The sequence below is a fragment of the Tardiphaga sp. 768_D3_N2_1 genome (assembly GCF_052076105.1).
Lineage (GTDB): Bacteria > Pseudomonadota > Alphaproteobacteria > Rhizobiales > Xanthobacteraceae > Tardiphaga.
The window spans coordinates 328,551-353,203 of record NZ_CP197245.1; the positions used below are offsets into that span (position 1 = coordinate 328,551).

26 protein-coding genes are annotated in these 24,653 nt (G+C 61.1%); 21 read left to right on the forward strand and 5 right to left on the reverse strand.

The window, feature by feature from the left end; genetic code table 11:
- Positions 1-47 precede the first annotated feature (47 nt).
- From AB8A27_RS01585 to AB8A27_RS01615, 7 genes are all read left to right on the forward strand, one after another.
- The gene (locus tag AB8A27_RS01585) at positions 48-938 is read left to right on the forward strand and encodes a shikimate dehydrogenase (RefSeq protein ID WP_441240384.1); all 891 of its coding nucleotides are present in this window, start codon (positions 48-50) and stop codon (positions 936-938) included.
- A gap of 60 nt (positions 939-998) precedes the next feature.
- Positions 999-2,141, forward strand: coding sequence for an ABC transporter substrate-binding protein (locus tag AB8A27_RS01590; protein ID WP_092139241.1), 1,143 nt, complete (start codon positions 999-1,001; stop codon positions 2,139-2,141).
- 195 nt (positions 2,142-2,336) lie between these two features.
- Entirely contained in the window at positions 2,337-3,212 is an 876-nt protein-coding gene (locus tag AB8A27_RS01595; RefSeq protein ID WP_068733471.1) for a branched-chain amino acid ABC transporter permease, read from the forward strand.
- On the forward strand, positions 3,209-4,204 hold the full coding sequence (locus AB8A27_RS01600) for a branched-chain amino acid ABC transporter permease (RefSeq protein ID WP_441240385.1): 996 nt from the start codon (positions 3,209-3,211) through the stop codon (positions 4,202-4,204). The genes AB8A27_RS01595 and AB8A27_RS01600 overlap by 4 nt, the downstream gene beginning before the upstream one ends.
- Positions 4,201-4,944, forward strand: a complete 744-nt coding sequence (locus tag AB8A27_RS01605) for an ABC transporter ATP-binding protein (protein ID WP_441240386.1) — start codon at positions 4,201-4,203, stop codon at positions 4,942-4,944. The genes AB8A27_RS01600 and AB8A27_RS01605 overlap by 4 nt, the downstream gene beginning before the upstream one ends.
- 10 nt (positions 4,945-4,954) lie before the next feature.
- On the forward strand, positions 4,955-5,695 hold the full coding sequence (locus AB8A27_RS01610) for an ABC transporter ATP-binding protein (RefSeq protein ID WP_441240387.1): 741 nt from the start codon (positions 4,955-4,957) through the stop codon (positions 5,693-5,695).
- Positions 5,692-7,551, forward strand: a complete 1,860-nt coding sequence (locus AB8A27_RS01615; protein ID WP_441240388.1) for a bifunctional sugar phosphate isomerase/epimerase/4-hydroxyphenylpyruvate dioxygenase family protein — start codon at positions 5,692-5,694, stop codon at positions 7,549-7,551. Before AB8A27_RS01610 ends, AB8A27_RS01615 begins: the two co-directional genes overlap by 4 nt.
- Before the next feature lie 15 nt (positions 7,552-7,566).
- Here the strand turns inward: AB8A27_RS01615 and AB8A27_RS01620 are convergent, their stop codons facing one another.
- Genes AB8A27_RS01620 through mnmA form a run of 3 tightly spaced genes read right to left on the reverse strand, consistent with a single transcriptional unit; the run spans position 7,567 to position 9,842 of the window.
- The gene (locus AB8A27_RS01620) at positions 7,567-7,938 is read right to left on the reverse strand and encodes a hypothetical protein (RefSeq protein ID WP_441240389.1); all 372 of its coding nucleotides are present in this window, start codon (positions 7,936-7,938) and stop codon (positions 7,567-7,569) included.
- A gap of 51 nt (positions 7,939-7,989) precedes the next feature.
- Positions 7,990-8,628: a class I SAM-dependent methyltransferase gene (locus AB8A27_RS01625; RefSeq protein ID WP_441240390.1), complete on the reverse strand. Its 639-nt coding sequence runs from the start codon at positions 8,626-8,628 to the stop codon at positions 7,990-7,992.
- Between the two features lie 17 nt (positions 8,629-8,645).
- Positions 8,646-9,842: a tRNA 2-thiouridine(34) synthase MnmA gene (gene mnmA, locus AB8A27_RS01630; protein WP_441240391.1), complete on the reverse strand. Its 1,197-nt coding sequence runs from the start codon at positions 9,840-9,842 to the stop codon at positions 8,646-8,648.
- 319 nt (positions 9,843-10,161) lie between these two features.
- On the opposite strand from mnmA, the gene AB8A27_RS01635 reads away from it, so the two are divergent.
- From AB8A27_RS01635 to flbD, 8 genes are all read left to right on the forward strand, one after another.
- Positions 10,162-11,685 carry a flagellar hook-length control protein FliK gene (locus AB8A27_RS01635; protein WP_441240392.1) on the forward strand — a complete coding sequence of 508 codons (1,524 nt, stop codon included), beginning with the start codon at positions 10,162-10,164 and terminating at the stop codon, positions 11,683-11,685.
- A gap of 10 nt (positions 11,686-11,695) precedes the next feature.
- Positions 11,696-12,400 carry a flagellar hook assembly protein FlgD gene (locus tag AB8A27_RS01640; protein WP_092139256.1) on the forward strand — a complete coding sequence of 235 codons (705 nt, stop codon included), beginning with the start codon at positions 11,696-11,698 and terminating at the stop codon, positions 12,398-12,400.
- Between the two features lie 145 nt (positions 12,401-12,545).
- Positions 12,546-12,821: a CtrA inhibitor SciP gene (gene sciP, locus AB8A27_RS01645; protein ID WP_002714638.1), complete on the forward strand. Its 276-nt coding sequence runs from the start codon at positions 12,546-12,548 to the stop codon at positions 12,819-12,821.
- Positions 12,822-12,992: 171 nt separating this feature from the next.
- The gene (gene fliF / locus AB8A27_RS01650; protein ID WP_441240393.1) at positions 12,993-14,606 is read left to right on the forward strand and encodes a flagellar basal-body MS-ring/collar protein FliF; all 1,614 of its coding nucleotides are present in this window, start codon (positions 12,993-12,995) and stop codon (positions 14,604-14,606) included.
- Positions 14,607-14,611: 5 nt separating this feature from the next.
- Entirely contained in the window at positions 14,612-15,703 is a 1,092-nt protein-coding gene (gene fliG / locus AB8A27_RS01655) for a flagellar motor switch protein FliG (protein WP_441240394.1), read from the forward strand.
- A complete protein-coding gene (locus tag AB8A27_RS01660) occupies positions 15,703-16,323 on the forward strand; it encodes a FliH/SctL family protein (protein ID WP_441240395.1) in 621 nt (206 codons plus the stop codon). Before fliG ends, AB8A27_RS01660 begins: the two co-directional genes overlap by 1 nt.
- 21 nt (positions 16,324-16,344) lie before the next feature.
- Positions 16,345-16,689 (forward strand): flagellar motor switch protein FliN, encoded by a 345-nt coding sequence (fliN, locus tag AB8A27_RS01665; protein WP_441240396.1) that lies wholly within the window; start codon positions 16,345-16,347, stop codon positions 16,687-16,689.
- Positions 16,690-16,742: 53 nt separating this feature from the next.
- Entirely contained in the window at positions 16,743-18,128 is a 1,386-nt protein-coding gene (gene flbD / locus AB8A27_RS01670) for a sigma-54-dependent transcriptional regulator FlbD (RefSeq protein WP_441240397.1), read from the forward strand.
- 153 nt (positions 18,129-18,281) lie between these two features.
- Here flbD and AB8A27_RS01675 read toward each other — a convergent pair whose 3' ends face one another.
- The gene (locus AB8A27_RS01675; RefSeq protein ID WP_441240398.1) at positions 18,282-18,437 is read right to left on the reverse strand and encodes a hypothetical protein; all 156 of its coding nucleotides are present in this window, start codon (positions 18,435-18,437) and stop codon (positions 18,282-18,284) included.
- The gene (locus AB8A27_RS01680; RefSeq protein WP_158550536.1) at positions 18,434-18,820 is read right to left on the reverse strand and encodes a DUF4345 domain-containing protein; all 387 of its coding nucleotides are present in this window, start codon (positions 18,818-18,820) and stop codon (positions 18,434-18,436) included. The genes AB8A27_RS01675 and AB8A27_RS01680 overlap by 4 nt, the downstream gene beginning before the upstream one ends.
- Positions 18,821-19,011: 191 nt before the next feature.
- Here AB8A27_RS01680 and AB8A27_RS01685 point away from each other — a divergent pair, with 191 nt between their 5' ends.
- The 6 genes from AB8A27_RS01685 to AB8A27_RS01710 all read left to right on the forward strand — a co-directional run bounded on the left by AB8A27_RS01685 (position 19,012) and on the right by AB8A27_RS01710 (position 24,471).
- Positions 19,012-20,121, forward strand: coding sequence for an ATP-dependent DNA helicase (locus tag AB8A27_RS01685; protein ID WP_441240399.1), 1,110 nt, complete (start codon positions 19,012-19,014; stop codon positions 20,119-20,121).
- Between the two features lie 212 nt (positions 20,122-20,333).
- On the forward strand, positions 20,334-22,043 hold the full coding sequence (locus tag AB8A27_RS01690; RefSeq protein WP_441240400.1) for a glycosyltransferase family 39 protein: 1,710 nt from the start codon (positions 20,334-20,336) through the stop codon (positions 22,041-22,043).
- Between the two features lie 109 nt (positions 22,044-22,152).
- Positions 22,153-22,542: a BA14K family protein gene (locus AB8A27_RS01695; RefSeq protein ID WP_441240401.1), complete on the forward strand. Its 390-nt coding sequence runs from the start codon at positions 22,153-22,155 to the stop codon at positions 22,540-22,542.
- 211 nt (positions 22,543-22,753) lie between these two features.
- Positions 22,754-23,470 carry a peptide-methionine (S)-S-oxide reductase MsrA gene (gene msrA, locus AB8A27_RS01700; protein ID WP_115033989.1) on the forward strand — a complete coding sequence of 239 codons (717 nt, stop codon included), beginning with the start codon at positions 22,754-22,756 and terminating at the stop codon, positions 23,468-23,470.
- Between the two features lie 41 nt (positions 23,471-23,511).
- The gene (gene msrB / locus AB8A27_RS01705; protein ID WP_441240402.1) at positions 23,512-23,925 is read left to right on the forward strand and encodes a peptide-methionine (R)-S-oxide reductase MsrB; all 414 of its coding nucleotides are present in this window, start codon (positions 23,512-23,514) and stop codon (positions 23,923-23,925) included.
- Between the two features lie 165 nt (positions 23,926-24,090).
- Positions 24,091-24,471: a hypothetical protein gene (locus tag AB8A27_RS01710; RefSeq protein ID WP_441240403.1), complete on the forward strand. Its 381-nt coding sequence runs from the start codon at positions 24,091-24,093 to the stop codon at positions 24,469-24,471.
- Positions 24,472-24,653 lie beyond the last annotated feature (182 nt).

Sequence of the window (24,653 nt, forward strand, 5' to 3'; positions counted from 1 at the left end):
CTTTCTTTCCAGTTTTCCGATGAACGACTGACAGTGACCTTCGATCCATGACCTCCGCGACGCCCCATCACCCGGCAACGGGCCAACGCTTCCTCACCGGCTTGCTTGGCGCGCCGATCGCGCATTCGGCGTCACCGGCGATGCATGAGCGAGCTGCCCAGGCGATGGGCGCGCACGGCTACTATCAGCTGATCGAGATCGCCGGTGCCGACCGCAGCGAATTACGCCTCATTCTCGACAGCGTCCGTCGCCTCGGCTTTGCCGGTATCAACGTGACTTTTCCCTATAAGGAAGCGGTCGTCGACCTCCTGGATGATCTATCGCCCGGGGCCAAGGCCATCGGCGCCGTCAACACCGTCGTGGTCCGCGACGGCAGGCTGACTGGCCACAACACCGACACCACCGGCTTTGCAAGGGCCGCCAGGCAACTGGTCGCCAATTCCAACCACGGCCCGGTCGCGGTCATCGGCACCGGCGGCGTCGGCAAGGCCATCGCCTTTGCACTGGCCGATCTCGGCGTTTCGGAGATCCGGATTTTCGATACGGACACGGCCAAGGCCCGGCATCTCGTTTCCCTGCTCAACAACCGGCAAAGCATCCGCGTGGCGGACAGCGTCGATGACGCGGTTCGCGGTGCGGTCGGCATCGTCAACGGCACACCCATCGGCATGTTGCCCAATCGCGGCACGCCGGTGCCCGATGCGCTGCTGCATGCGGAAGCGTGGGTTGCGGATGCGGTGTATTCCCCGCTGTGGACGCCACTGCTCAACGCGGCGAAGGCGAAGGGAGCGCCGGTCATGACCGGCCGCGATCTGGCGATCTACCAGGCCGCGGATGCCTTTGAGTTGTTTACAGGATTTGCGCCTTCTACGACCGAAATGGGAATTGCTTTCGACGCTGTCATGGTCAAAAGGTACCCGACACCAAACGCAGCCTGAATGAAGCGGCCGCTCATAAGGCCGCGCCCACAAACACCACAATAGCAACAGGAGGATTCAATGAAGCCAGTATTTTTGGCGAGCGCCCTGCTCGCGACTGTATTGACCGGCGCTGCCATCGCGCAGTCCGGAGCCCCCATTAAACTCGCCAATGTCGCCGAATTGTCCGGCGGCGGCGCCACCGTCGGCACCAATTGGAAGAACGGCATCGATCTCGCGATCGAGGAGATCAATTCCAAGGGCGGCGTGCTCGGCCGCAAGCTGGAAGTGACCCACGCAGACTCGCAGTCGAACCCCGGCGTCGCACGTGCGCAGGTCCAGAAAGCACTCGATGCCGAACCTTATGTGCTGCTCGGGCCGGGCTATTCCGGTTCGGTGAAGGTCACCGCACCGCTCGCCGCCGAAGCCGGCATCGCGCAGATCATGGGCGGCGAAGCCGCCGAACTGACCCAGGCCGGTAACAAGTTTCTGTTCCGCACCTCGTTCGGCCAGCAGTCGTCGATGCCGAAGGTCGCCAAATACATCAATGACGAACTGAAAGCGAAGTCTGTCGCCATCGTCTGGGTCAATAACGATTTCGGCAAAGGCGGGCGTGATTCCATCAGCAAGGAATTCGCCAAGTACAATATCAAGGTCGCGGCCGATCTCTCCACTGAAGCCGGTCAAGCCGATTTCGCGGCCGATGTCAGCAAGATCAAGGCAGCGGCGCCGGATGCGGTCTTCGTCTATGTTAACGAAGAAGAGAGCGCGCGCATACTCAAGGAGCTGAAGCGCCAGGGCATCACCGTGCCGCTGGTCGGCGAAACCACGCTGGTCGGACAGAAGGTGGTCGAACTCGCTGGCGACGCAGCCAATGGTGCCCGTGGCCATGTCGGTCTCACCACCGACGCGCCAGTCGAACTGATCAAGGCGTTCCGCGACAAGTTCGTGAAGAAGTATAACTACGTTCCGGACCATAACGGCCTCAAGGGCTGGCTCGCGATCTACATGATCAAGGCCACCACCGAGAAGATGGGCAAGGTCGATTCCAAGGGCTTCGCCGACGCCCTGCACGGCTTCACCATCACCGCCGCCAAGGAACCAGGCATCCTGATGGACGCGACCTTCGACGCCAATGGCGATATCGATCGCCAGGGTTTCCTGGTCGAGATCGTCGAGGGCAAGCAGGTCGTCAAGCAGGTGCTGCCAAAGCTGAACAACTGACGACCCCTCAGCCATCATTGCGAGCCCTGACGAAATTGGCAACGCCAGTTTCGTTTGGGCGAAGCAATCCAGATGTCAGGAGCGAAGGCTGGATTGCTTCGTCGCTTCGCTAAGGGGAAAGCCGTAGGCTTTCCCTGACCTCGCACTGACGACCGATAGATCATTCACATCCACGCAACGCGTGGGAGACACGCCATGTCCAATCTCCTCGACCTCTTGATCGCAGGCCTTGCCACCGGAGCGATCTACGCCATCGTCGCTGTCGGCTTCACGCTGCTGTGGCAGACCTCGCAGACCATCAATTTCGCGCAGGGCGAATTCGTCATGCTGCCGGCCTTCCTCATGCTCGCCGTGATGCATGCTGGCGCACCGTTCTGGCTGGCGATCCTGATCGGCATCGCGCTGTCGCTGCTGCTGCTGGGCCTCGGCTTCAAGATGTTGCTGGTCGATCCGATGCTGCGCCATGGCGTGCTGCCGCTGGCGATTGCGACCATGGCCCTGGCCATCGGCATCAAGGAAGCCGCCAAGCAATTCTGGAGCGCCGAAGCCTCGCCATTTCCATCGATCATCCCGGGCGGGGACATCACAATTTTCGGCCGCGTCGTCGCCCTGCAGAGCATTGGCGTGCTGGTGCTGGCGATCCTCGCCGTGCTCGGCCTGACAACGCTGCTGAACCGCACCTCCATCGGTCACCAGATGCAGGCCGCCGCGCAAAACCCAACCGTCGCGCGCATTATCGGCGTGCCCGTTGAGCGCATGATCCTGCTGACCTTCCTGATCAACGCGTTTCTGGTCGCACTGGCCTCACTCCTCATCACGCCGATCTATCTCGCCAAGTTCTCCAATGGTGAAGTGCTCGGCCAGGCCGCATTCATCGCCGCCATCGTCGGCGGCTTCAATCAGGTCCGCGGCGCCATTGCCGGCGGCCTGCTGATCGGCGTCGTCGACAATCTGTCAGCCGCCTATGTCTCCACCCAGTATCGCGCTGCCGTGCCATTGGTTCTGCTGATCGCGATCATTCTGTTTCGGCCGCAGGGCATGCTTGGCCGGCCTGAGGAGCGCACCGTATGACTGCGGCGAAGTATCTCAAGATCGGGTTTGGCATCGTTGTCATTGCCGCGCTGATCGTCGTCCCGATGAATTTCAACCGCTACGGCCTGTTCATCCTGAGCCAGTGGGCCGTGATGACCATCGCCGCCATGGGGCTCAATCTGACGCTGGGCTATGCAGGGCAGGTCTCGCTGGCGCAGGGCGCCTTTGTCGGGATCGGCGCCTATACTGCTGCGATCATGACATCGAATGGTCTGCCGCTGATTGGAGCACTCGGCGTCGCCATCCTGCTGTGCTTCGCCATCGGCTGGATTCTCGGCTATCCCGCCCTGCGCGTGCAGCACCACTATCTGGCCTTCGTCACCCTCGCCTTTTCGACGCTCGCTTTTCTCGTATTTCGGAACGAGGATTGGCTGACCAAGGGCATTTACGGCATCAGTAACATCCCTCGCCCGGAGATCTTCGGCTATCCAACGCGGCGACCGTTGCCATTCTATTATGTCTGTCTGGGATCGCTCGGACTGGTTTCACTGGCAGTCTGGTGGCTGATCCGTTCGCCTTGGGGCCGCGCCTTCATTGCGCTGCGCGAGAATCCCGTGCGCGCGCTCTCGCTCGGCATCGACACACGGCGCTATACGCTGATGGCCTTTGCGATCGGTTCCGCACTCGGCGGTGTCGCCGGCACGCTCTATGCGCCACTGACGCAATATGTCGATCCCGTGCCTTTCCATCTGTCGCTGTCGCTGGATCTCCTGATGATGGTGATCGTCGGCGGCTCCGGTTTCTTCTTCGGGCCGTTCCTTGGCGCGATGATCGCCGTGTTGCTGCCTGAGTGGCTGCGCTTCACGCAGGGCTACTATCTCATGCTTTACGCCATCGCGGTCATTCTACTGCTGATCTACTCACCCACCGGCATTCTCGGCATCCTCGACCGCTTCATCTCTGAACGCCGGACAAAGGCGGCCTCGGCCCAGCGCGCCGTTGCGAAGGCCAAGCTGGAGGTGACGCCATGAGCGTGGTTCTTGAAGTCAGCAATATCCGCAAGAGCTTTGGCGGCATCAACGCCGTCAATGGAGTGTCGTTCGATGTGCAGGAAGGTGAAATCCTTGGCCTGATCGGCCCCAATGGCTGCGGCAAATCCACGCTGTTCAATTGCATCCTCGGCCAGCTCACGCCGAGCGCCGGGGAAGTGAAGGTCGACGGCAAGGTGGTCACCGGTATGCGACCTTCAGAGCTGAACGGCCTCGGCGTCAGCCGCACGTTTCAATTGCTGCAGGTATTCCCAAAGCTTTCGGTGCGCGAGAACCTGATCCTTGCCGGGCAGGAGCATCAGGGCAACATGCTGTCACGCCTGATCGGCCCGTCCGACGCCGGACTGACCGAGGCTGCCAACCAGATGATCGGCTTCTTCAAGCTCGACCATCTCGCCAACGAGCCTGCAGGTGGCCTCTCCTACGGCCAACAGAAGCTACTCGATGCGGCAATGGCCTTCATGGGCGGACCGCGCCTCGTACTGCTCGACGAGCCTGCCGGCGGCGTCAACCTGACCATGCTCGCGGATCTCAAGGACCGCCTCGCGGCGATCAACCGGGAGAAGCGCGCCACTTTCGTTGTCATCGAGCACAACATGGAATTCGTGATGTCGCTCTGCACGCGCGTGATGGTGATGGCCGAAGGCAAGGTTCTTGCAGTGGGGCGACCGGACGAAATCCGCGCCAATCCTGCCGTGATCGAAGCCTATCTGGGACATTGAGGATAGTGCCATGAACGATGCAATCCTGGACGTTCAGAACCTTGTCGGCGGCTACGGCAAGATGACGATCCTGAATGGCACCACCTTCTCGGTGCCGGCTGGGTCGATCACCACCGTTATCGGGCCAAACGGCGCCGGCAAGTCTACGGTGTTCAAGGCCATCTTTGGCCTGCTGAAACTGCGCGAAGGCAAGGTCACGTTCAAAGGCAAGGACGTCACCGGTCTCAGCCAGCGCGCGCTTCTGACGGCGGGCATCTGTTATGTCCCGCAGGGCCGCAATATCTTCCCGGAACTGACGGTCCGTCACAATATCGAGCTTGGTGCCGTCGCCGCCGGCCGCGAGATCACCGATCTGCCGGCCCGTATCGAGGCCGCTCTCGACAAATTTCCGGTGCTCCGCACCAAAGCCAAGCAGCAGGCCTCGACCCTGTCCGGTGGTGAGCAGAAGCAGCTCGAAATCGCTCGCGGCCTGTTGCTTAATCCGCAGCTGGTGCTGATCGACGAGCCCTCCATCGGGCTGTCGCCGCTGATGGTGCTGCAGACCTTCAATATCCTGAAGGAATTGCGTGACCGCGGCGTCTCGATCCTGATGATCGAGCAGAATGCGCGCTCGGCACTGGAGATTTCGGATTTCGGCATCGTGCTCGAACTCGGCCAAACCCGCTTGATGGACAAGGCCGACCGTGTGCTCAACGATCCGCGCATCGGACAATTGTTCCTCGGCGGCGCGATGACGGAGACGGCAGCATGAACAAGCTCTCGATCGCCACCGTCTCGCTATCAGGCGCGCTGGATGAGAAACTCCGCGCCATCGCAGCTGCCGGTTTTGACGAGGTCGAGATTTTTGAAGCGGACCTTCTGTCCTTCAATGGAAGCCCCAGGGATGTCGGCCAGATGTGCCGCGACCTTGGCCTGACAATCTGCGCTTTCCAACCCTTCCGCGACTTCGAGGGCATGCCGGGGCCGCAGCGCAGCCGCAACTTCGCGCGCGCGGCACGCAAGTTTGACCTGATGAAGGAATTGCAGACGGATTTGATGTTGATCTGCAGCAATATCTCGCCGGCCTCGCTCGGCGGCATCGACCGCGCAGCGGCGGATTTTCATGAGCTTGGGGACCTCGCCGCGAAGCATGGCATGCGTGTCGGCTTCGAGGCGCTCGCATGGGGCGCTCATGTCAACGACTATCGCGATGCCTGGGAGATCGTGCGCCGCGCCAATCACCCGTCCATCGGCGTGATCCTCGATAGCTTTCATGCACTGGCTCCGGGCTTTCCGGTCAGCGCGATTGCATCGATCCCGGCCGACAAGATCTTTCTGGTGCAACTCGCCGACGCGCCGAAACTGGGCCTCGATGTCCTGTCCTGGAGCCGGCATTTCCGCTGCTTCCCCGGTCAGGGCGACCTGCCTGTGGCCAAGTTCATGGAAGCCGTGCAAGCTACCGGCTATAGCGGCGCGTGGTCGCTCGAGATTTTCAACGACCAGTTCCGCGCAGGCTCCGCCGTTCGCACCGCCACCGACGGATTGCGCTCACTGATCCTGTTGCAGGATCAACTGGCAAAGACACCGGCCGATGCCCTGCAGCCAAAGACATCCACCCGCGGCGTCGGCTTCGTCGAATTTGCCGTCAATGAGACCAAGGCGGCGGACCTTGCGACGCTGCTTGGCCAACTCGGCTTTCGCAGGACCGGCGCTCATCGCAGCAAGGACGTCGAACGCTGGTCCCAGGGCGCGATCGAACTCGTGATCAATTCGGAGCCGGACGGTTTCGCGCATTCGCATTACGTGACGCATGGCGCGGGCGTGTGCGCCATCGCACTGGACGTCGGCAATACCAAGCAGGCCATGGCGCGCGCCGAAGCATTGCAGGCGCGGACATTCTATCAGCCGGTCGGACCGGGCGAACTGGAAATCCCGGCGATCCACGGCGTCGGCGGCAGTCTTCTCTATTTCCTGGAAGCGGCCGGCAAGAACTGGGACGTGGATTTCGAGCCGCTCAAGAGCGATGCCGGTACAGACCATCTCTCCGTCGTCGATCACATCTCGCAATCGATGCCCTATGACGAGATGCTGTCGTGGCTTCTATTTTACACCGGCATTCTCGACCTGCAGCGCCTGCCGCAGATGGAAATTCCTGACCCGGTTGGCCTCGTGCAAAGCCAGGCGCTGATATCGGCCAATCAGTCGCTGCGTATCATCCTGAACGGATCATCCGCAACGCGCACGCTGTCCAATCGCTTCATCTCGGAGTTCTTCGGTTCCGGTGTGCAACATATCGCGTTCCTGTGCGACGATATTTTTGCTGCTGTGGCCGATATGCGCAAACGCGGCGCCAAATTCCTGCGCATTCCCGACAATTATTACGATGACGTGGAAGCCAAATACGGGCTCGACGCCGAGCTGATGGCTGCGCTGCGCGACAACCAGATCCTGTATGATCGTGAAGGCGACGGCGAATTCTTCCAGATCTACACGCCGAGCTTCGATGAGCGCTTCTTCTTCGAGATTGTCGAGCGCCGCAACTATCAGGGATTCGGTGCGCCCAATGCAGGCATCCGGCTCGCCGCGCAAACGCGTGACGCGCGGCCTGTGTCCGTGCCGCGCGCCTGACGAACGCGTTAAGGCTTACTTCGGCCGAACGCTTTGATCGCCACCGGGACTGCCGGGCGGCGGGATCACCGGCGTATTGCTGCTATCTGAATTCGGCGGGGGCGCCCGCATCGCGGGATCGACATTGCTCGGCGGGCACAGAACGCCATCTGACTTCGCAAGCCTATCGCCCAGCGGTTCCGGACTCTGGCCCGTTGTCGTGCCGCTGGGAGCAATCGTCCCCTTTGGAGTCGTTTGTGTCGGTGCACAATTGGCATTTGCACGTTCGGCCGCCGGCGGCGCGGTCAGTGCGGGAGGTGTGGCGGGCGTCGGGGGCGCCTGCGCGAAAACAGTGCTGGAACCGGCGATGACAAGACCTGCGATGACGAGCGACTGTTTGATCTGCATCCGGAGCAAACCGCGGGCGCCAATGGAGGTTCCGGCCTCGCGCTCCAACAGTCAGGATTTAATGTAGCGGATCAGCGAAAAATGCCCCATCGGCGGCATCGGCCGGCGCTCGGCCAGCGTGATCCCACCGTGCACCGTTGCCCAATCCGCCAGACGCTTCCACGGAAATTCCGGTCGCCAGCCGAGCCGGCGCGCCAGCGGCGCAAAGGCCAGTTCGAAAGCCTTGCGCGGACCGCTTTCGGCGCCGATGTGATTGACGAGAATAAGCTCGCCGCCTGGCTTCAACACGCGGATGAAATCGTCCAGCGTCGCTTCCGGATCGGGTACGGCGGTGATGACATATTGCGCCACCACAGCATCGAAATGATTATCGGGGAATGCGAGGTTCTTCGCATCCATGACCGCAAGCGTTTCGACATTCGTGAGGTTGTGGGCGCGGACGCGCTCATGCGCCTTGCGCAGCATCGGCTCGGAAATATCGACGCCGCAAATCTTCGTGGTGCGGGCATAATCGACCAGCGACAATCCGGTGCCGACACCGACATCCAGGATGCGGCCACCGATGCGATCAGCCTCGATGATGGTCGATTGCCGACCACTATCGAACACCTTACCAAAAACGAGATCGTAAATCGGCGCCCAGCGCCCGTAAGCCTTCGCGACCCCCGCGCGGTCGATATCGCCAGCCATGCCCCTACCCTGAACTCTTACACACGCATCGCTGCGACGGCGGGGACATTAGCATCGCGGGGGGAGGTGCTGACAGGGCTTTTCGCCGCAGCGCTCTTGATGAAGCCGCCGCCGAGCACGCGGGCCTGTCCGTCCGGCGCGTCGTAGAACACACAGGCTTGCCCCGGCGACACCCCCTCTTCGCCGCCGACCAGTTCGATCTCGTAGCCACCATTCACAGCACGCAGCCAGGCCGGCTGTGGGCCACGGGTCGAGCGCACCTTGACGAACAGCTCAATGCCATTGCCAACAGCGCTATCGAGCGTTCCGCCACCAATCCAGTTGACGTCGCGCAGCACAATGCGGTGCATCCGCAAGGCCTCGCGCGGGCCGACAACCACGCGCCGGGTGACGGCGTCGAGCTTGACGACATAAAGCGGTGCACTCGCTGCAATACCAAGGCCGCGGCGCTGGCCGATAGTGAAATGAATAATGCCGTCGTGGCGGCCGATGACATGGCCTTCCATGTCGACGATCTCGCCCGGTTCGAGCGCATTCGGCTTCAGGCGCTCGATCACGTCAGTGTAACGGCCGGACGGCACGAAGCAGATGTCCTGGCTGTCCTGCTTGTCGGCAACCGACAGATCGAACTGCCGGGCCAGTTCGCGGGTCTGCGGCTTGCTCATGTCGCCGAGCGGAAAGCGGAGATAATCGAGCTGTTCCTGCGTGGTGGCGAACAGGAAATAGCTCTGGTCGCGATCGGCATCGGCCGCACAGACCATGGCGCGCGAGCCATCGGCAAGGCGGCGCGAGGCTACATAATGGCCGGTCGCCAGCGCCTGCGCGCCGAGATCGCGCGCGGTCGCCAGCAGATCGCGGAACTTGACCGAACGATTGCATTCGATGCACGGCACCGGCGTTTCGCCGGAAGCATAGCTCGCGGCGAAATTGTCGATGACGGACTCGCGGAACCGGCTTTCGTAATCCAGCACGTAATGCGGGATCCCGATCCGCTCGGCCACGTCGCGGGCATCATGGATGTCACGGCCGGCACAGCAAGCGCCCTTGCGATGGGTGGCGGCGCCGTGATCGTAGAGTTGTAGCGTAATACCGACGACGTCGTAGCCCTGCGACTTCAACAGCGCAGCCGTCGCCGAGGAGTCGACGCCGCCGGACATGGCGACTACGACCCTGGTGTCCTCCGGACGGCCTTCGAGATCGAGACTGTTGAGCATGGTTTCGGTCACTGATGCGACCGCGCTGGCTGCAAACCGTCGCGATCAGGAAAACGGAGCCAAATCCCGGAACTTAAGGTCGGTCCGACGATGGTTGGGATATGGCACTTTAATATAGGCCGCCTTGCGCTCAATCAATCACGGCGCTTCGCCCGGAACGGCAATTCTTGCCGCCGGGCAGAAAAGATAATGCCGCGACAGTCTCCAAGGAGGTTCCATCTGGATTACAACACACTGATTTACAATGATATTTTCACAAAACGAGACATGGCCCGGTCCTTGCTGAAAGGAGGATAGAACTCTTCTGGAAAGGCCGCCCGTGGTTAGCGTCACGTCCGACATCGTCTCAAACGTCTCGTTTCAGAACGCAAGATCGAATTCGTCCCGCGACGATCAGCGGTCGGATGCCGACAGTTTCGGCTCGCTGGTTGACAGCAACACCAATGCCAGCGTCGTGACCGATCGCGCCGCAGCCGCCCAGCCTGATCTGCCAGCACCCGCACGGCGCGACGACACGCGCTCCTCGAGCAATGACCGCACACGGCAGTCTGACGATCGCGCTGACAACGCGGCTGCTAATACGCGCGACCGCGATACCCAGCCAGCCGATGCCACGCAGGACTCCCGCAAGGCGAAGAAGAGCGACCAGAGCGACACGAAGGCCGATTCCAAGGCTGACGCGAAGACAAGCGACAAGACCGACACCAAGGACGCCTCGTCCAAGGATACCGACAAGACCGCAACGACCGATGTCGACGCAACGGCTTCAACCGAGAAGCCCGTCGCGATCGCTGCCGTCGCCGTTGCGATCCCTGTGCCGGCGCCCACGACCGATGTTGCGGCAGCTCCGACCGCGCCCGAAACCACTGGCGCTGCACAGCCTCTCGCCATCGCTGCAGCCGTTTTGAAGGCCCAGACGGCAGCGACTGAAGCTGCAACGACCGACGCCGAAGCGGCGCCCGCAACGACGCCCCCGGAAGCCGAAGCAAATTTCGCGGCACTTATCGCATCCGCGACGCCAGCGGGCGGCAAAGCCGGCACGAAGAAGACCGGCGCAGCCGAAGCCACGACGGCATCAACGGCTGAGGTCAAATCAGAAGACAAGACGAAAGCGGCCACGACGACGTCCACGCAGCCAGTCGAAGTGGCCGCAGCGGCGATCGTCGGCAAAGATACCAAGCCGGGCGACAAACCCGTGGATGGCGTGGCAACTGACCCGACCGCCGTTGCACCGGAAGCTGCAAAGCCTGCGGCTGGTGCTGCCCATGAGCGTCGCACCGAACACGTTGCTCAGGCTGTAGTGCCGGATGTGGCCACGCCAACCACCAATAGCTTGCAGCAGCAGCCGTTGCAGACCGCACCGACGCCGATTGCAACTGCAACCCCGCAACTGACCGCGACGGTCGCGACCAACGCGCCGGTGCCTTTGAATGGCGTCGCCGTCGAGATCGCGCAGAACGCCAAATCGGGCAAGAGCAGCTTCGACATCCGGCTCGACCCTGCCGAACTCGGCCGTATCGATGTCCGGCTCGAAGTCGACAAGCATGGCAATGTGACCTCGCACCTCACCGTCGAGAAGCCGGAAACACTGACCATGCTGCGCCAGGATGCACCGCAACTGCAACGCGCGCTCGAACAGGCCGGCCTCAAGACCAACGACAGCGGACTACAATTCAGCCTGCGCGATCAATCGCAAGGCCAGCAGCAGAACAGCGGCGAGAATTCGGGCCGCAACGCCCAGCGCCTTGTGATCCACGAAGACGAGTCCGTGCCTGCGATTGCTGCGGGCCGCGGTTATGGCCGCATGCTGGGGTCCAGCAGCGGCGTCGACATCAGTATCTGAGGAGTGAACCATGGCAGTTGAAGCAACGACTCCACCCCCAGTCGTATCCGGTACCACACAGAACTCGAACTCGAGCAACAACTCCAGCTCGACGACCACCGGCATTGCGGATAATTTCCAGACGTTCCTGACGCTACTGACGACGCAGCTGCAGAACCAGAACCCGCTCGACCCGCTCGATACCAACCAGTTCACCCAGCAGCTGGTGCAGTTCGCGGGCGTCGAACAGCAGCTCAAGTCGAACGATCAACTGAAAGCCTTGGTCGATCTTGGCAAAGCTACGGAAGCGACGCAGGCGCTCATCTATGTCGGCAACAACGTCGCCGTCGATGGCAGCACGGCGCAATTCAAGACGTCGGCGACATGGAATCTGCTCGCCGACAAGGATGCTACAGCGACCGTCAACATTACGAATTCTGCTGGTAACGTTATCTACACCGGCAAGTATACGTTGAAGTCCGGCAACGGCACTTTCGTATGGGATGGCAAAGGCAATGACGGCATTCAGTACCCCGAAGGGGCTTATAAGCTGACTGCAACGGGCAAGGACGACAACGGCCGCGATGTTGCCATCTCCACTGAAGTTCAGGGCGTTGTCGATTCCGTCGATCTATCGGCAAGCCCCGCTTTGCTCTCGATCAATGGCAGCAACTACACGGTCGACAAGATCAAGCGTGTGGTGCGTCCGACGACCCCAACGACGCCGACAACCTGACGCTGCGACGCATCATCTCCTCGGGACAACATTTCGAACCAAATCCAGTTCTATTCGCATTGGAGTTGTAGGCTTAGGCAAATTTTAAGTCGCTGGGCGTAAGTTATTGAAGTGAGTTCAGTGGTTGAGAGTTTGTGAGTACGCCATGACAGAACCCCATCGCCCGAGGGTCAAATACGTCATCGGGCCTGACGGCAGTCCGTTAACAATTGCGGATTTGCCCGCGCCCGGAACCAAACGGTGGGTCATCCGCCGCAAAGCTGAGGTCGTCGCCGCTGTGCGCGGTGGCCTTCTCTCCCTTGAGGAGGCCTGCAGCCGCTATACGCTGACGGTCGACGAATTCCTCTCCTGGCAGTTTTCGATCGACCAGCACGGTCTGGCTGGCCTGCGGACCACCCGCATCCAGCAGTATCGCCAGTAAACGAATCCTTAACATCTCCAATTCGATGAAAACCGGCTCCCTCACGGGAAGCCGGCTTTCGCCATTTGGCCATATTTTTGCCACCCGTTAACCGCCGTTAACCATATCGAAACCATACCTCGGCAAAATTTGCCCAGTCGGTCGCTGAGGCCGAATCTCAGGGGCTGGTTCGTGCAGAGTCTTCTAAGTTTCCTTAAAGGTCTCGGCGCGGCGCGCCTCATGGCGATGGTTGCGGTCACCGCCGCACTCATCGGCTTCTTTGCCTTCGTCATCATGCGGGTCACGACCCCCCAGATGACCACCCTGTTCACGGACCTAAGCGTCGAGGACTCCTCGGCGATCATCAAGGATCTGGAACGTCAGGCTATCCCCTATGAGCTGAAGAACGACGGCGCCGCCATCATGGTGCCGAAGGACAAGGTCACCCGGCTCCGCATGAAGCTGGCCGAGGGCGGTCTGCCCAAGGGCGGCGGCGTCGGCTACGAAATCTTCGACAAGTCGGACGCCCTCGGGACAACAAGTTTTGTCCAAAATATCAATCACTTACGCGCTCTCGAGGGTGAATTGGCGCGAACCATCCGGGCAATCGACCGGGTGCAGTTTGCCCGCGTCCACCTCGTCCTGCCGGAACGCCCCCTGTTCTCCCGCGAAGCGCCCGAGCCTTCGGCCTCGATCGTGGTTCGCGTCCGCGGCGCCCTCGACCCACAGCAGGTCCGGGCGATCCGCCATGTCGTTGCCTCGGCCGTCAACGGCCTGAAGCCGGCCCGGGTTTCGATCGTCGACGAAGCGGGACAGCTGCTCGCCGATGGCGCCGCAGACCCGACCATGGAAGGCGCCACCGGCGACGAGCGCCGCGCCGGCTTTGAGAAGCGGATGCGCAGCCAGGTCGAAGCGATCGTGTCCTCGGTGGTGGGCGCAGGCCGCGCCCGGGTCCAGCTCACAGCCGATTTCGATTACAACAAGGTCACGCAGACCTCCGACAAATTCGACCCGGAAGGCCGGGTCTTGCGCTCCAGCCAGAGCCGCGAAGAATCCTCTGCAGTCGGCGAGCGGGATGGCCAGGTCACCGTCAACAACGAGCTGCCCGGCAATCAGGCGGCGGGCAATACGGGGACGGCGAAGGATCAAAGCAAGAAGTCGGAAGAAACCAACAATTACGAAATCTCCCGCGTCACCAAGACCGAAGTGACCGAAGCGGGCCGCGTCAATCGTATCTCGGTCGCGGTACTGGTCGACGGCAGCTACACCAAGAACGAGAAGGGCGAGCAGGTCTACGCCCAACGTCCCAAGGAAGAACTCGATCGCATCGCAGCGCTGGTCCGTTCGGCCATTGGCTTCGACCAGAAGCGCGGCGATCAGGTCGAGGTCGTCAACCTGAAATTCGCCGAGGGCCCAACGGTCGTTCCGACGCCGGAGCCGACAGGTCTGCTCGGCATGATGCAGTTCACCAAGGATGACGTGATGCGCGTCATCGAACTCGCAGTCATGATGCTGCTCGGTCTGGTCGTGATGTTCATGGTCATCCGCCCGCTGGTCCGCCGCGTCCTCGCCTCCGAGCCCGCGCCGGCGCTCCCGGCTGCCAACTCCCTCGTTCTTCCCGACGGTGTCGCCCTCAGCGCAGACGGACAGACCGTCGTTCCCGCCGGCGGCCCCAACATGATCGACGTCGCCACCATCCAGGGTCAGGTTCACGCACAGTCCGTGCATCGCGTGGGCGAACTGGCCGATCGTAACCCCAACGAAACCGCAGCCATCGTTCGCGCATGGCTGCAGGAACCGGCGTGATCTGAATGGCATCCGTTCCGCAAACCACTGGCGACAACAGCAGCGACATCGCCAGCGTCGTAGCATCGCTCGCACAGCGTCAGGGTGGGCGTGCGCCCGCGAAGCCGCTCAGCGGCCCGAAGCGTGCAGCCATCCTGATGCTGGCGCTGGGCGAACAATATGGCGGCAAGGTCTGGGCGCTGCTCGATGACGACGAGGTCCGCGAGTTGTCGCTTCACATGTCCTCGCTTGGCACCATCGAGCCGGAGACGGTCGAAGACCTGCTGCTCGAATTCGTATCGCGGATGTCCGCCTCCGGCGCCCTGATGGGCACCTTCGATGCCACCGAGCGGTTGCTGACGCAGTATCTGCCGTCCGATCGTGTCACCGGCATTATGGAAGAAATCCGTGGCCCCGCCGGCCGCAACATGTGGGAGAAGCTCTCCAACGTTCAGGAAGAGGTTCTCGCGAACTACCTGAAGAATGAATATCCGCAGACCGTTGCCGTGGTGCTGTCGAAGCTGAAGCCGGAGCATGCGGCGCGCGTGCTCGGCATCCTGCCCGAGGATCTCGCGCTCGACGTCATCAACCGCATGCTCAAGATGGAAGCGGTGCAGAAGGAAGTCATTGAGCGCGTCGAACAGACGCTGCGCGTAGAATTCATGTCGAACCTCTCGCAGACCCGTCGTCGCGACGCACACGAAGTCATGGCGGAAATCTTCAATAACTTCGACCGCCAGACCGAAACGCGCTTCATCACCTCGCTGGAAGAAGACAATCGTGAGGCCGCCGAACGCATCAAGGCGCTGATGTTCACCTTCGACGATCTGATCAAGCTGGATGCCGGCTCGGCACAGACCCTGATGCGCAGCATCGACAAGGACAAGCTGGGTATCGCGCTGAAGAGCGCCAACGAGGAAGTTCGCGCTTTCTTCATGGGCAACATGTCGTCCCGCGCCGCCAAGATGTTGACCGACGATATGGCCGCGCTCGGCCCGGTCCGTCTGCGCGATGTCGACGAGGCACAAGCGCTGCTGGTGAATTTGGCCAAGGATCTCGCCGCCAAGGGCGAAATCGTGCTGACCAAGAACCGCGCCGACGACGAGCTGGTGTATTGATGGCTGCCCCCGCAAAATTCCTGTTCGATATGGACTTCGCAGCGCCCGACAAGGCGCGTGCACCCGCGATCACGCCTGCGGAGATCGCGGAGAGGGTCGCCAATGCCGAAGCCCAGGCCTATCGCGCCGGCTTCGATGCCGCGCAGCGCGAAGCCAAGGCCGAAAGCGACCGTCGCGCGGCATTGGCGCTGGAACAGATCGGCGTTGCGATCTCCTCGATCTCGTCGCGCTTCGGGGCCATCGAAGAAAAGATGGAAACCGAAGCTGTCGATGTCGCCGTGTCGGTGGCACGCAAGCTGTGCGACGAATTGATCGCGCGCGAGCCTCTGACAGAAGTCATGGCGCTGGTTCACGACTGTTTCAAGAACCTGGTGTCGACGCCGCATCTCGTGGTGCGCATCAACGACCAGCTCTACGACGAAGCACGCGAGCGCATCGAGAAGCAGGCGAAGCAGAGCGGCTTCGCCGGCCGCCTCGTCATTCTGGCCGAGCCGGACATCGAGAACGGCGACTGCAAAATCGAATGGGCCGATGGCGGTGTCGTGCTGGAGCGCGCGGCCATCGACGCCAAGATCAACGAACTCGTCGGACGCTATATGGCGTCGCGCAATCAGGCCTGACAGGGCTGTGAGGACTAGAGCATGAGCGATCCACAGGTGCCGCTTCCCGATCTCAATGCCACCGATCCCGTCGCGATGGGAGACGTTGGCTATGCCGACGAAGAACAGGTCACGCGCATTGCCGCTGATCTCGAAGCGGTCTTCGACGTTCCGGTTCAGGTCTCGGCCGTGCTCGGCCGCTCCAAGATGGGGGTCGGTGAATTGCTGAAGCTCGGGCCCGGCACCGTGCTCGAACTCGACCGCCGCGTCGGCGAAGCGATCGACATCTATGTGAACAACCGCCTCGTCGCACGCGGCGAAGTCGTGCTGGTCGAGGAAAAACTCGGCGTCACCATGACCGAAATCATCAAGGCTGAACGCAGCTAACACCGGACAAACGGCGCCTTCGTGGCGCGACTACGAGATAACAGGAGATCACCATGCGGCTTCTCATCGTCGGCACCTTGAAGGGTCAGCTTACCACCGCCACCAAGATCGCCATGGATAACGGCGCCTCCGTCGTTCATGCCGAAGGCCACGAACAGGCGATGGGCGTGTTGCGCGGCGGCAAGGGCGCGGACCTGCTGCTGGTCGACGTCGCCCTCGACATCCGCGACCTCGTGATGCGGCTGGAAGCCGAGCACATCCACGTGCCGATCGTCGCCTGCGGCATCACCACCGATGCCCGCGCTGCGGTGGCCGCGATCCATGCCGGCGCCAAAGAATACATCCCGCTGCCGCCGGACCCGGAACTGATTGCCGCCGTTCTCGCCGCCGTTGCCAATGACAGCCGCGACCTGATCTATCGCGACGAGATGATGGGCAAGGTGGTCAAGCTGGCGCAGCAGATCGCCGGCTCCGATGCGTCGGTGATGATCACGGGCGAATCCGGCACCGGCAAGGAGGTGCTGGCGCGCTATGTCCATACCCGCTCCAACCGTGCCAAGAAGCCGTTCATCAGCATCAACTGCGCTGCAATCCCCGAGCATCTCCTGGAGTCCGAATTGTTCGGCCATGAGAAGGGCGCCTTCACCGGCGCGATCGCACGCCGCATCGGCAAATTCGAGGAAGCCACCGGCGGCACGCTCCTGCTGGACGAAATCTCCGAAATGGATGTTCGCCTGCAGTCGAAGCTGCTGCGCGCCATTCAGGAACGCGTCATCGACCGCGTTGGCGGCACCAAGCCGGTGCCGGTGGACATTCGCATCATCGCAACCTCGAACCGCAATCTCTCCGACGCCGTGCGAGCCGGTACGTTCCGCGAGGATCTGCTGTTCCGCCTGAATGTCGTGAACCTCAAAATTCCAGCGCTGCGCGATCGCCCGGCCGACATTCTCGAGCTCGCGCAGCATTTCGCCAAGAAATATGCCGACGCCAACGGCGTGCCGGTGCGCCCGATCTCCGCTGAAGCGCGCCGCGTGCTCACCGCCAATCGCTGGCAAGGCAATGTCCGCGAACTGGAAAACACCATTCACCGCTCGGTGCTGATGGCGTCGGGCGACGAGATCGGCCCCGATGCGATCCTCACGCCAGATGGTGATCGTCTCGATCTCGCCAAGACGCCGCCAGCCGTAGCGCATGCTACCATGGCAGCGGAGACAGTGACCCGCGCCCTCGTCGGTCGCACCGTGGCCGATGTCGAACGCGATCTGATCCTGGAGACGCTGAAGCATTGCCTCGGCAACCGGACCCATGCCGCCAACATTCTCGGCATCTCGATCCGCACGCTGCGCAACAAGCTGAACGAATATGCCGATGGCGGCCTGCCGATCACCCCGGCCGGTGCGGGTACCGGCGACTATCGCGGGATGATGGGAGCGGCGTAAAGCGCTGTCGTCGTCGCTCAGACATCGCAACCAAACTCGTCATGGCCGGGCAAAGCGCGAAGCGCGGCTTCGCTAGGTGTCCAGGCCATCCACGTCTCTACGGTTGGCCAAAACGTGGATACGCAGGACAAGCCCGCGCATGACGGCGTAAAATCACGAATAGCTCGGCGCATCCTGCTTGCGAAAAATCTTGATCGGATCGCCCGGCGTGAGATCGGGCCGCGTGAACATCGCATAGGCGTAAAGCGCGAGATAACCGATCGAAATCGCGCCGATCACATAGACGATCCAGGTGCCGATCCGCTTCATGCGGCCGCACCACGCCGCACGAAATGGCGGTGCCACAGCCAGATCATCGGCACGACCACAAGTTCGCCGATCAGGCTGATCAGGAGTCCCACGGTCGGAAAGCCATGACTGAGCACCGCCAACAGACGTGCAGCCGCGCCGAATACGAGGATGACGGTCAAGATCGAAATCCGCTCAAAGCGCTTTTCGATCTGTGGGATCGCGGACCAGTAGATCAGCCCGACCGCCACCAGCACACCCTTGATGAAACGCACATAGCCTTCCATCGTCACGCCGAGCCTGACACCCGAGAGGCTGGTGCCGAACAGCACGCCGGTCAGGCCGAACAGGATGGCCACGAGGCCGACAATCGCCAGTGCGATCTGAAGCAGTCTGCGTTCCAAAACGGTCTCCTGTCGCCCAAGCGGTCCCCTATAACTGCGCCATGAGGCAAGATTGGGCAACCGGCCACGGTGGCGCAGGCCATCTACCGCTTCGGCCCGCTTGCACCGACCGCTCGAATGGTTAGCTTGCCCCTGTGAGTCGCGGCAAACTGGGCTGCGAACCGCTTTCCCGAGATGCCAGTCATAGCATAATGCCAACCTTTACCCCGCATCAGGATGCCGCGCTGAAAGCCGTCGACGACTGGCTGAAGGCGAAGCCAGGCCGCAACGGCACACCGCAGGTGTTCCGGCTGTTCGGCTTTGCCGGTACCGGCAAGACAACATTGGCGCGGCACATCGCCGACAATGTCGATGGCGAGGTGAAATTCGCGGCCTTCACCGGCAAGGCTGCGCTGGTGATGCGCAACAAGGGCTGCGAAGGCGCGTCCACGATTCACTCGCTGATCTACCGCGCCCGCGAGAGCGGCGAAGAGCAGCCTAATTTCGAACTGTGGGACGACGCACCGGCCTCGAAGGCCAAGCTGATCGTCATTGACGAATGCTCCATGGTGGACGCCGAACTCGGCCGCGACCTCCTGTCCTTCGATTGCCCTTTGCTGGTGCTCGGCGACCCCGCGCAGTTGCCGCCGATCCAGGGCGGTGGCTTCTTCACCGAGAGCGAGCCCGACGTGATGCTGACGGAAGTGCATCGTCAGGCCGAGCACGATCCGATCGTGCGCATGTCGATGGATGTCCGCGAGGGTCGGTCGCTGCAGCCCGGGCAATACGGACTCAGCGAAATCGTGTCGCGCAAGGCACTCGATCCGGACCGCGTGATGGCCGCCGATCAGGTGCTGGTCGGTCGCAACAACACGCGACGCGCCTACAATATGCGCGTGCGGCAGAAACTCGGCATCGAGGACCTGTTGCCGGTGGCCAATGACAAGCTGGTCTGCCTGCGCAACAACCGCAAGAAGGTGCTGTTCAACGGCGGTCTGTGGCGCGTGAAAGCGCGCGCTGCCTCGAAATCGCAGATCATCACCATGCGCATTTCGCCGGATGAGGATTTCGGCGGCAAGGTCACCAAAGTCTCGGTGCGCGCGGACTGTTTCTCGGGCGGTGTTGAGACGCTGCCATGGGAGCAGCGCAAGCCTTACGATGAATTCGACTACGGCTACGTGCTGACCGTGCACAAGAGCCAGGGCTCACAATGGGATGATGTCGTCCTGTTCGACGAGAGTTTTGCATTTCAGGAGAGCCGCGCCCGCTGGCTCTACACCGGCATCACCCGCGCCGCGAAGCGCTTGAGCATCGTGGTCTGACGCAAGGCCGTTCGCAGTTGCAACAAAAGCGACCGGCAGCTTTCGAACAGATATATTTACAGCGCCGGTTCCTTGACAGTAGTCTGCGTGAGGGAGGGGATGTGCCAGCTGCGCCTACAGCGGAAGCTGCATGGCTTTCGGCCTGCAACTAAACTGACCGCCAAGTGGACTAGTTCAGATTAAAGCACTCTCCTCACGAATGCAGCCCGCAAATGTATGAGACCTTCGCGGACCAAAATGGTCCGGACGCCAACGCATCTTCATTCTACCGCTCATGCCCAAAGCTGCGACGCCTTCTCGCACACCTACGGCGCGTTGATATTTACGACATAGCCACATTGCTCGTGCTTGGCGCTCTGCTCTTCCTCGCGTTCTACACATTCAAGAGCTATGCGATCTCTAACGACGAAGCAGTCCAGCACCGCTACGGGGAGCTTATTCTCGACTACTATCGCAGCGGCTTTAAGGACGTCAGCGTATTTCATTTTGAGAACTTGTTTCTCTATGGCGGACTGTTCGACATCGTCGCAGTTTGGCTTGCCAAGTTTTTGCCCCTGGATGCTTACGATCTTCGTCACATCCTGTGCGCCCTGATCGGCATTGTCGGGATCGGCACGACCGCAGCCACCGCGCGGCTGATCGCCGACCCTCGCGCAGGATTTCTCGCCGGCGCCTCGCTTGCACTCTGTGGCGCATGGTACGGTGGGATGTTCAACCACACCAAGGATATCCCGCTTGCGACGGCGATGGCCGGCGCAACCTATTTCTTGATCCTGATGACACGAGATCTGCCCAGACCGAAGCTCCGTCACGTACTCGCTTTTGGCATGGTAACCGGAGCTGCGCTTGGGATGCGAGTGCTGGCTCTGTTACTGGTGATCTATGCCGGCTTTGCGATCCTGCTCTATCTTCCGCGCCCCATCGCCGGCCACATCCGCGCGCGATGCGGCTTCATCATGCGATCCAGCCTCTCACTTCTTCCGGCGCTCGTCATTGCCTATGTGGCCATGATTGCTGCGTGGCCCTGGGCTGCTCTTGCCCCCCTGAATCCCATTCGTGGCTTGCTCGATTTCTCAGAATTTCAGTATCATATCCGCACGCTACTCGCGGGGCAGGTCTACGAAATGGCGACCGTGCCGCGACTTTACGTCCCGATCTACATTCTTGTCCGTGTTCCACTCGTGACATTGATTGGCGCGATTCTCGCATTCGCATTCATGTGTATCCCGCATCGCATCGGCTGGCTCGCCCTCGGGAAAGTCGACCGGCGGGAGATCGCAATAATCGGGCTGGCCGTCGCGTTTCCACTGGGATGTCAGGTGATCTGCCATGGCCCTGCCTTCACGGGCATGCGGCACTTTCTCTTCGTGATCCCGGCAATCGCCATCCTCGCGGGTATCGGCCTGCATTTGACGATCGCGAGCCTGAGAAAACGGCAACACGTCTTGGCCGCCGGCGCCCTTGCCACCGTAGTGGGGTGGCAATGCTGGAATTTGAAGTTGCTAGCAGAGCTGCATCCGTACGAATACCTGTTCTACAATCAGACCGTCGGCGGACTGCACGGTGCATCGGGACGCTACGCGACCGATTACTGGGTTAACATCATGCCAGCGGCGGTGGCCGAGCTTGAGGAATATCTGGCCCGAACTGAACACAGCGACAGCAAACACATACCGCATCGTTATACTGTCGCAGTTTGCGGAGATCGTATCGCCTTCGAAAAACGCCCCCATCAAAGACTGCAGTGGATCAGGATGCAGCAGTGGGACCATGCTGACTTCTTTATTGCTCCCACGCATATGAACTGCGACCGCATTCTGGACGGAAAAGAAATCGTTGCGATCAGGCGATTGGGCACGACCATCGGCGTCGTCAAAGATCGGCGAGCGCTAACCCAACCCGTGATCGCAAGTGCGCCATGACGTCCCGATCACCTTCGCACTGTGATGATCTGACGCATCTCCGCCTATTACGTGGAACCATCCGGCCACCCGAGCGTTTCGGCCACTTACGCATGACAAGGAGTTCGATATGCATCCCGCGAAAATCCTGACGATGGCCACGATGATCGGCGCGAGTGCGCTGGCGTTTTCGGCGCCGGCAACATCTGCGCCACTGGTCAATCAGCCCGGCCTCGCCAGCGCCGTACCATCGGCCACCGAGAACGTGCAGTATTATCGCCGCTACGGTTATGGCCCGCGCTACGGCTATGGTCCCGGCTACTATCGCCGGGGACCTGACGCCGGCGTCGTGATCGGCGGCCTCGCAGCGGGTGCCATCATCGGCGGCGCGATTGCGGCCAGCCAGGCCAATGCAGCGGCCCAGCAGAACGCAGCCTATTGCGCGCGGCGCTATCGTTCCTACGATCCGGCGTCAGGCACCTATCTGAACAACGACGGCAATCGTTATCCCTGCCCATAAGCGGTTAACGTCATAGTCAATCAGAAAGCCGCGGAACGCTGTTCCGCGGCTTTCTCGTGCCATCCAGTCTCACGAACTCGTGTGCGGTATCGCGTAACAACTGGCATCCTCTTCCGTATCTCCGATGTGCCGACTGGAAATGCCGATTGCGAACCATAGGCTCCGGTCTAGACTGCCGATATCCGGCCATCGATCATCAAGAGGACCTGCTATGCGCCGCTCCCTGTTCAGCCGCCTCTCTCTCTGCGCCGTTGTCGGCGCCTTGGCGATTTCGACCGCCCTCGTTTGCCCCACTTTTGCTGCCGAAGAGGCTGTCATCATTCCCGCACCAGCAACGGACACACCGGCTGCGACCGGCATTCAGACTGCGGTGATTGCGGGTGGGTGCTTCTGGGGCGTCCAGGGCGTGTTTCAGCACACGGCAGGCGTCGTTAACGCTGTGTCCGGTTATGCCGGCGGCTCCAAGAGCTCCGCCAATTACACCGCGGTCAGCACCGGCTCGACCGGACACGCCGAAGCGGTTGAGATCAAATACGACCCGCAAAAGATCAGCTACGGCAAGATCCTGCAGATCTATTTCTCGGTGGCGCATGACCCGACCCAGCTGAATCGCCAGGGCCCGGATTCGGGTACGCAATATCGGTCGGAAATTTTCGCGACGACGCCGGAGCAAAAGAAAGTGGCGGAAGCCTATATCGCCCAGCTCAACGCTGCGAAGGTCTACAAGAAGCCGATCGTCACCAAGCTCGGAATGCTTGAAGCCTTCTATCCGGCGGAAGCTTATCATCAGGACTACCTGACGCTGCACCCGAACCAGCCCTATATTGCCTATAACGATATTCCGAAGGTCGAGAACCTGAAGAAGATCTTTGCCCAGAACTATATCGAGAAGCCGACGCTGGTGAGTGCGTCGAAGGTCACAAACTGACCTGAGCATTCGCAGCCACGGCCGATCGGGAAGGAGAACAAATGACCGATACCAAGACGACATCCGGCAAGGTCGAAAAAAGCGAAGCCGAATGGCGCCGGGAACTGACCCCGATGCAATATGCGGTGCTGCGCGAAAAGGCGACGGAGCGTCCCTTCACCGGCGAGTATGAGCACGACCATACGCCGGGCACCTTCGTCTGCGCCGGCTGCGGTCAGACGCTGTTCGAATCCGACGCCAAGTTCGATTCCGGCTGCGGCTGGCCGAGCTTCACGCAGCCCTCACGAGAAAGTCATATCGACGAAGAACGCGATGTGAGCCACGGCATGATCCGCACGGAAGTGCTGTGTTCAAAGTGCAATGGCCATCTCGGACATGTGTTCGACGACGGTCCGGGACCCACGGGATTGCGATACTGCATCAACTCTGCGGCCTTGAAACTTCAGCCTAAATAAATACGTATCCCGTATCGAACTGTTTCCATGCCCCGTGCGACTCATCGAAGTCTCGCGGGGCATTTCTGTCCAATACTTGTCCGTAAGCGGCTTCGCTCATTGCCTGTTACTTGAACATGCCTCAACGGCATGCACGTTCGCGAAGAAGAATAAGAAAGTACCAAGATGTCTACCCGTTCAAACCGTTTGTTGCTTGGCATTGCCCTTTTGGGTCTCATTCTCGAAAGCCTGGTGTCCCACCCCGCACTGGCGACCGACAAGGTGTCGCTGTTCAAGGTGATCACGGCCAAGGACGAAATCATCATCGGCATTAACGATGATCAGCTCTCCACTTTCGAAGCCAAGAACGCTGGCGGCGTCGCCAAGCATCTGGTTCAGAAGGGTACGCTGACGGCTTGGCAATACGGCGTGCGCAAGGCTGAAGCCGGGGCGCTGGAGCAGGCGCCTTTGCGGCAGGTGGGGCTTATGTCGACTGAGGCCCTGCGGGTCGAGCCATACACCACGCCGCTGAAAATCGTGCCGCTGCCGGACAACACCGGACAATAGGCAAATATTGGGCTGCGAGCACCGCTGCCCATGCCTTGAGCGAGCGCTAAACCATTAAAATCACAACACTATTACGACCATACCTCCAGCGGCCGGCGATTCATCATGCTGTATCGCGGGTGTCGCAATCGGCCAAAACGTGCTTATATTGGGGTCTGTCCTGAAATGATGTTCCGCGCGCT

What these genes read in the sequence shown, in the direction of transcription:
- AB8A27_RS01585 (WP_441240384.1), top strand. Translation starts at nt 48, where the DNA reads ATGACCTCCGCGACGCCCCATCACCCGGCAACGGGCCAACGCTTCCTC.
- AB8A27_RS01590 (WP_092139241.1), top strand. Translation starts at nt 999, where the DNA reads ATGAAGCCAGTATTTTTGGCGAGCGCCCTGCTCGCGACTGTATTGACC.
- AB8A27_RS01595 (WP_068733471.1), top strand. Translation starts at nt 2,337, where the DNA reads ATGTCCAATCTCCTCGACCTCTTGATCGCAGGCCTTGCCACCGGAGCG.
- AB8A27_RS01600 (WP_441240385.1), top strand. Translation starts at nt 3,209, where the DNA reads ATGACTGCGGCGAAGTATCTCAAGATCGGGTTTGGCATCGTTGTCATT.
- AB8A27_RS01605 (WP_441240386.1), top strand. Translation starts at nt 4,201, where the DNA reads ATGAGCGTGGTTCTTGAAGTCAGCAATATCCGCAAGAGCTTTGGCGGC.
- AB8A27_RS01610 (WP_441240387.1), top strand. Translation starts at nt 4,955, where the DNA reads ATGAACGATGCAATCCTGGACGTTCAGAACCTTGTCGGCGGCTACGGC.
- AB8A27_RS01615 (WP_441240388.1), top strand. Translation starts at nt 5,692, where the DNA reads ATGAACAAGCTCTCGATCGCCACCGTCTCGCTATCAGGCGCGCTGGAT.
- AB8A27_RS01620 (WP_441240389.1), bottom strand. Translation starts at nt 7,938, where the DNA reads ATGCAGATCAAACAGTCGCTCGTCATCGCAGGTCTTGTCATCGCCGGT.
- AB8A27_RS01625 (WP_441240390.1), bottom strand. Translation starts at nt 8,628, where the DNA reads ATGGCTGGCGATATCGACCGCGCGGGGGTCGCGAAGGCTTACGGGCGC.
- mnmA (WP_441240391.1), bottom strand. Translation starts at nt 9,842, where the DNA reads ATGCTCAACAGTCTCGATCTCGAAGGCCGTCCGGAGGACACCAGGGTC.
- AB8A27_RS01640 (WP_092139256.1), top strand. Translation starts at nt 11,696, where the DNA reads ATGGCAGTTGAAGCAACGACTCCACCCCCAGTCGTATCCGGTACCACA.
- sciP (WP_002714638.1), top strand. Translation starts at nt 12,546, where the DNA reads ATGACAGAACCCCATCGCCCGAGGGTCAAATACGTCATCGGGCCTGAC.
- fliG (WP_441240394.1), top strand. Translation starts at nt 14,612, where the DNA reads ATGGCATCCGTTCCGCAAACCACTGGCGACAACAGCAGCGACATCGCC.
- AB8A27_RS01660 (WP_441240395.1), top strand. Translation starts at nt 15,703, where the DNA reads ATGGCTGCCCCCGCAAAATTCCTGTTCGATATGGACTTCGCAGCGCCC.
- fliN (WP_441240396.1), top strand. Translation starts at nt 16,345, where the DNA reads ATGAGCGATCCACAGGTGCCGCTTCCCGATCTCAATGCCACCGATCCC.
- flbD (WP_441240397.1), top strand. Translation starts at nt 16,743, where the DNA reads ATGCGGCTTCTCATCGTCGGCACCTTGAAGGGTCAGCTTACCACCGCC.
- AB8A27_RS01675 (WP_441240398.1), bottom strand. Translation starts at nt 18,437, where the DNA reads ATGAAGCGGATCGGCACCTGGATCGTCTATGTGATCGGCGCGATTTCG.
- AB8A27_RS01685 (WP_441240399.1), top strand. Translation starts at nt 19,012, where the DNA reads ATGCCAACCTTTACCCCGCATCAGGATGCCGCGCTGAAAGCCGTCGAC.
- AB8A27_RS01690 (WP_441240400.1), top strand. Translation starts at nt 20,334, where the DNA reads ATGTATGAGACCTTCGCGGACCAAAATGGTCCGGACGCCAACGCATCT.
- AB8A27_RS01695 (WP_441240401.1), top strand. Translation starts at nt 22,153, where the DNA reads ATGCATCCCGCGAAAATCCTGACGATGGCCACGATGATCGGCGCGAGT.
- msrA (WP_115033989.1), top strand. Translation starts at nt 22,754, where the DNA reads ATGCGCCGCTCCCTGTTCAGCCGCCTCTCTCTCTGCGCCGTTGTCGGC.
- msrB (WP_441240402.1), top strand. Translation starts at nt 23,512, where the DNA reads ATGACCGATACCAAGACGACATCCGGCAAGGTCGAAAAAAGCGAAGCC.
- AB8A27_RS01710 (WP_441240403.1), top strand. Translation starts at nt 24,091, where the DNA reads ATGTCTACCCGTTCAAACCGTTTGTTGCTTGGCATTGCCCTTTTGGGT.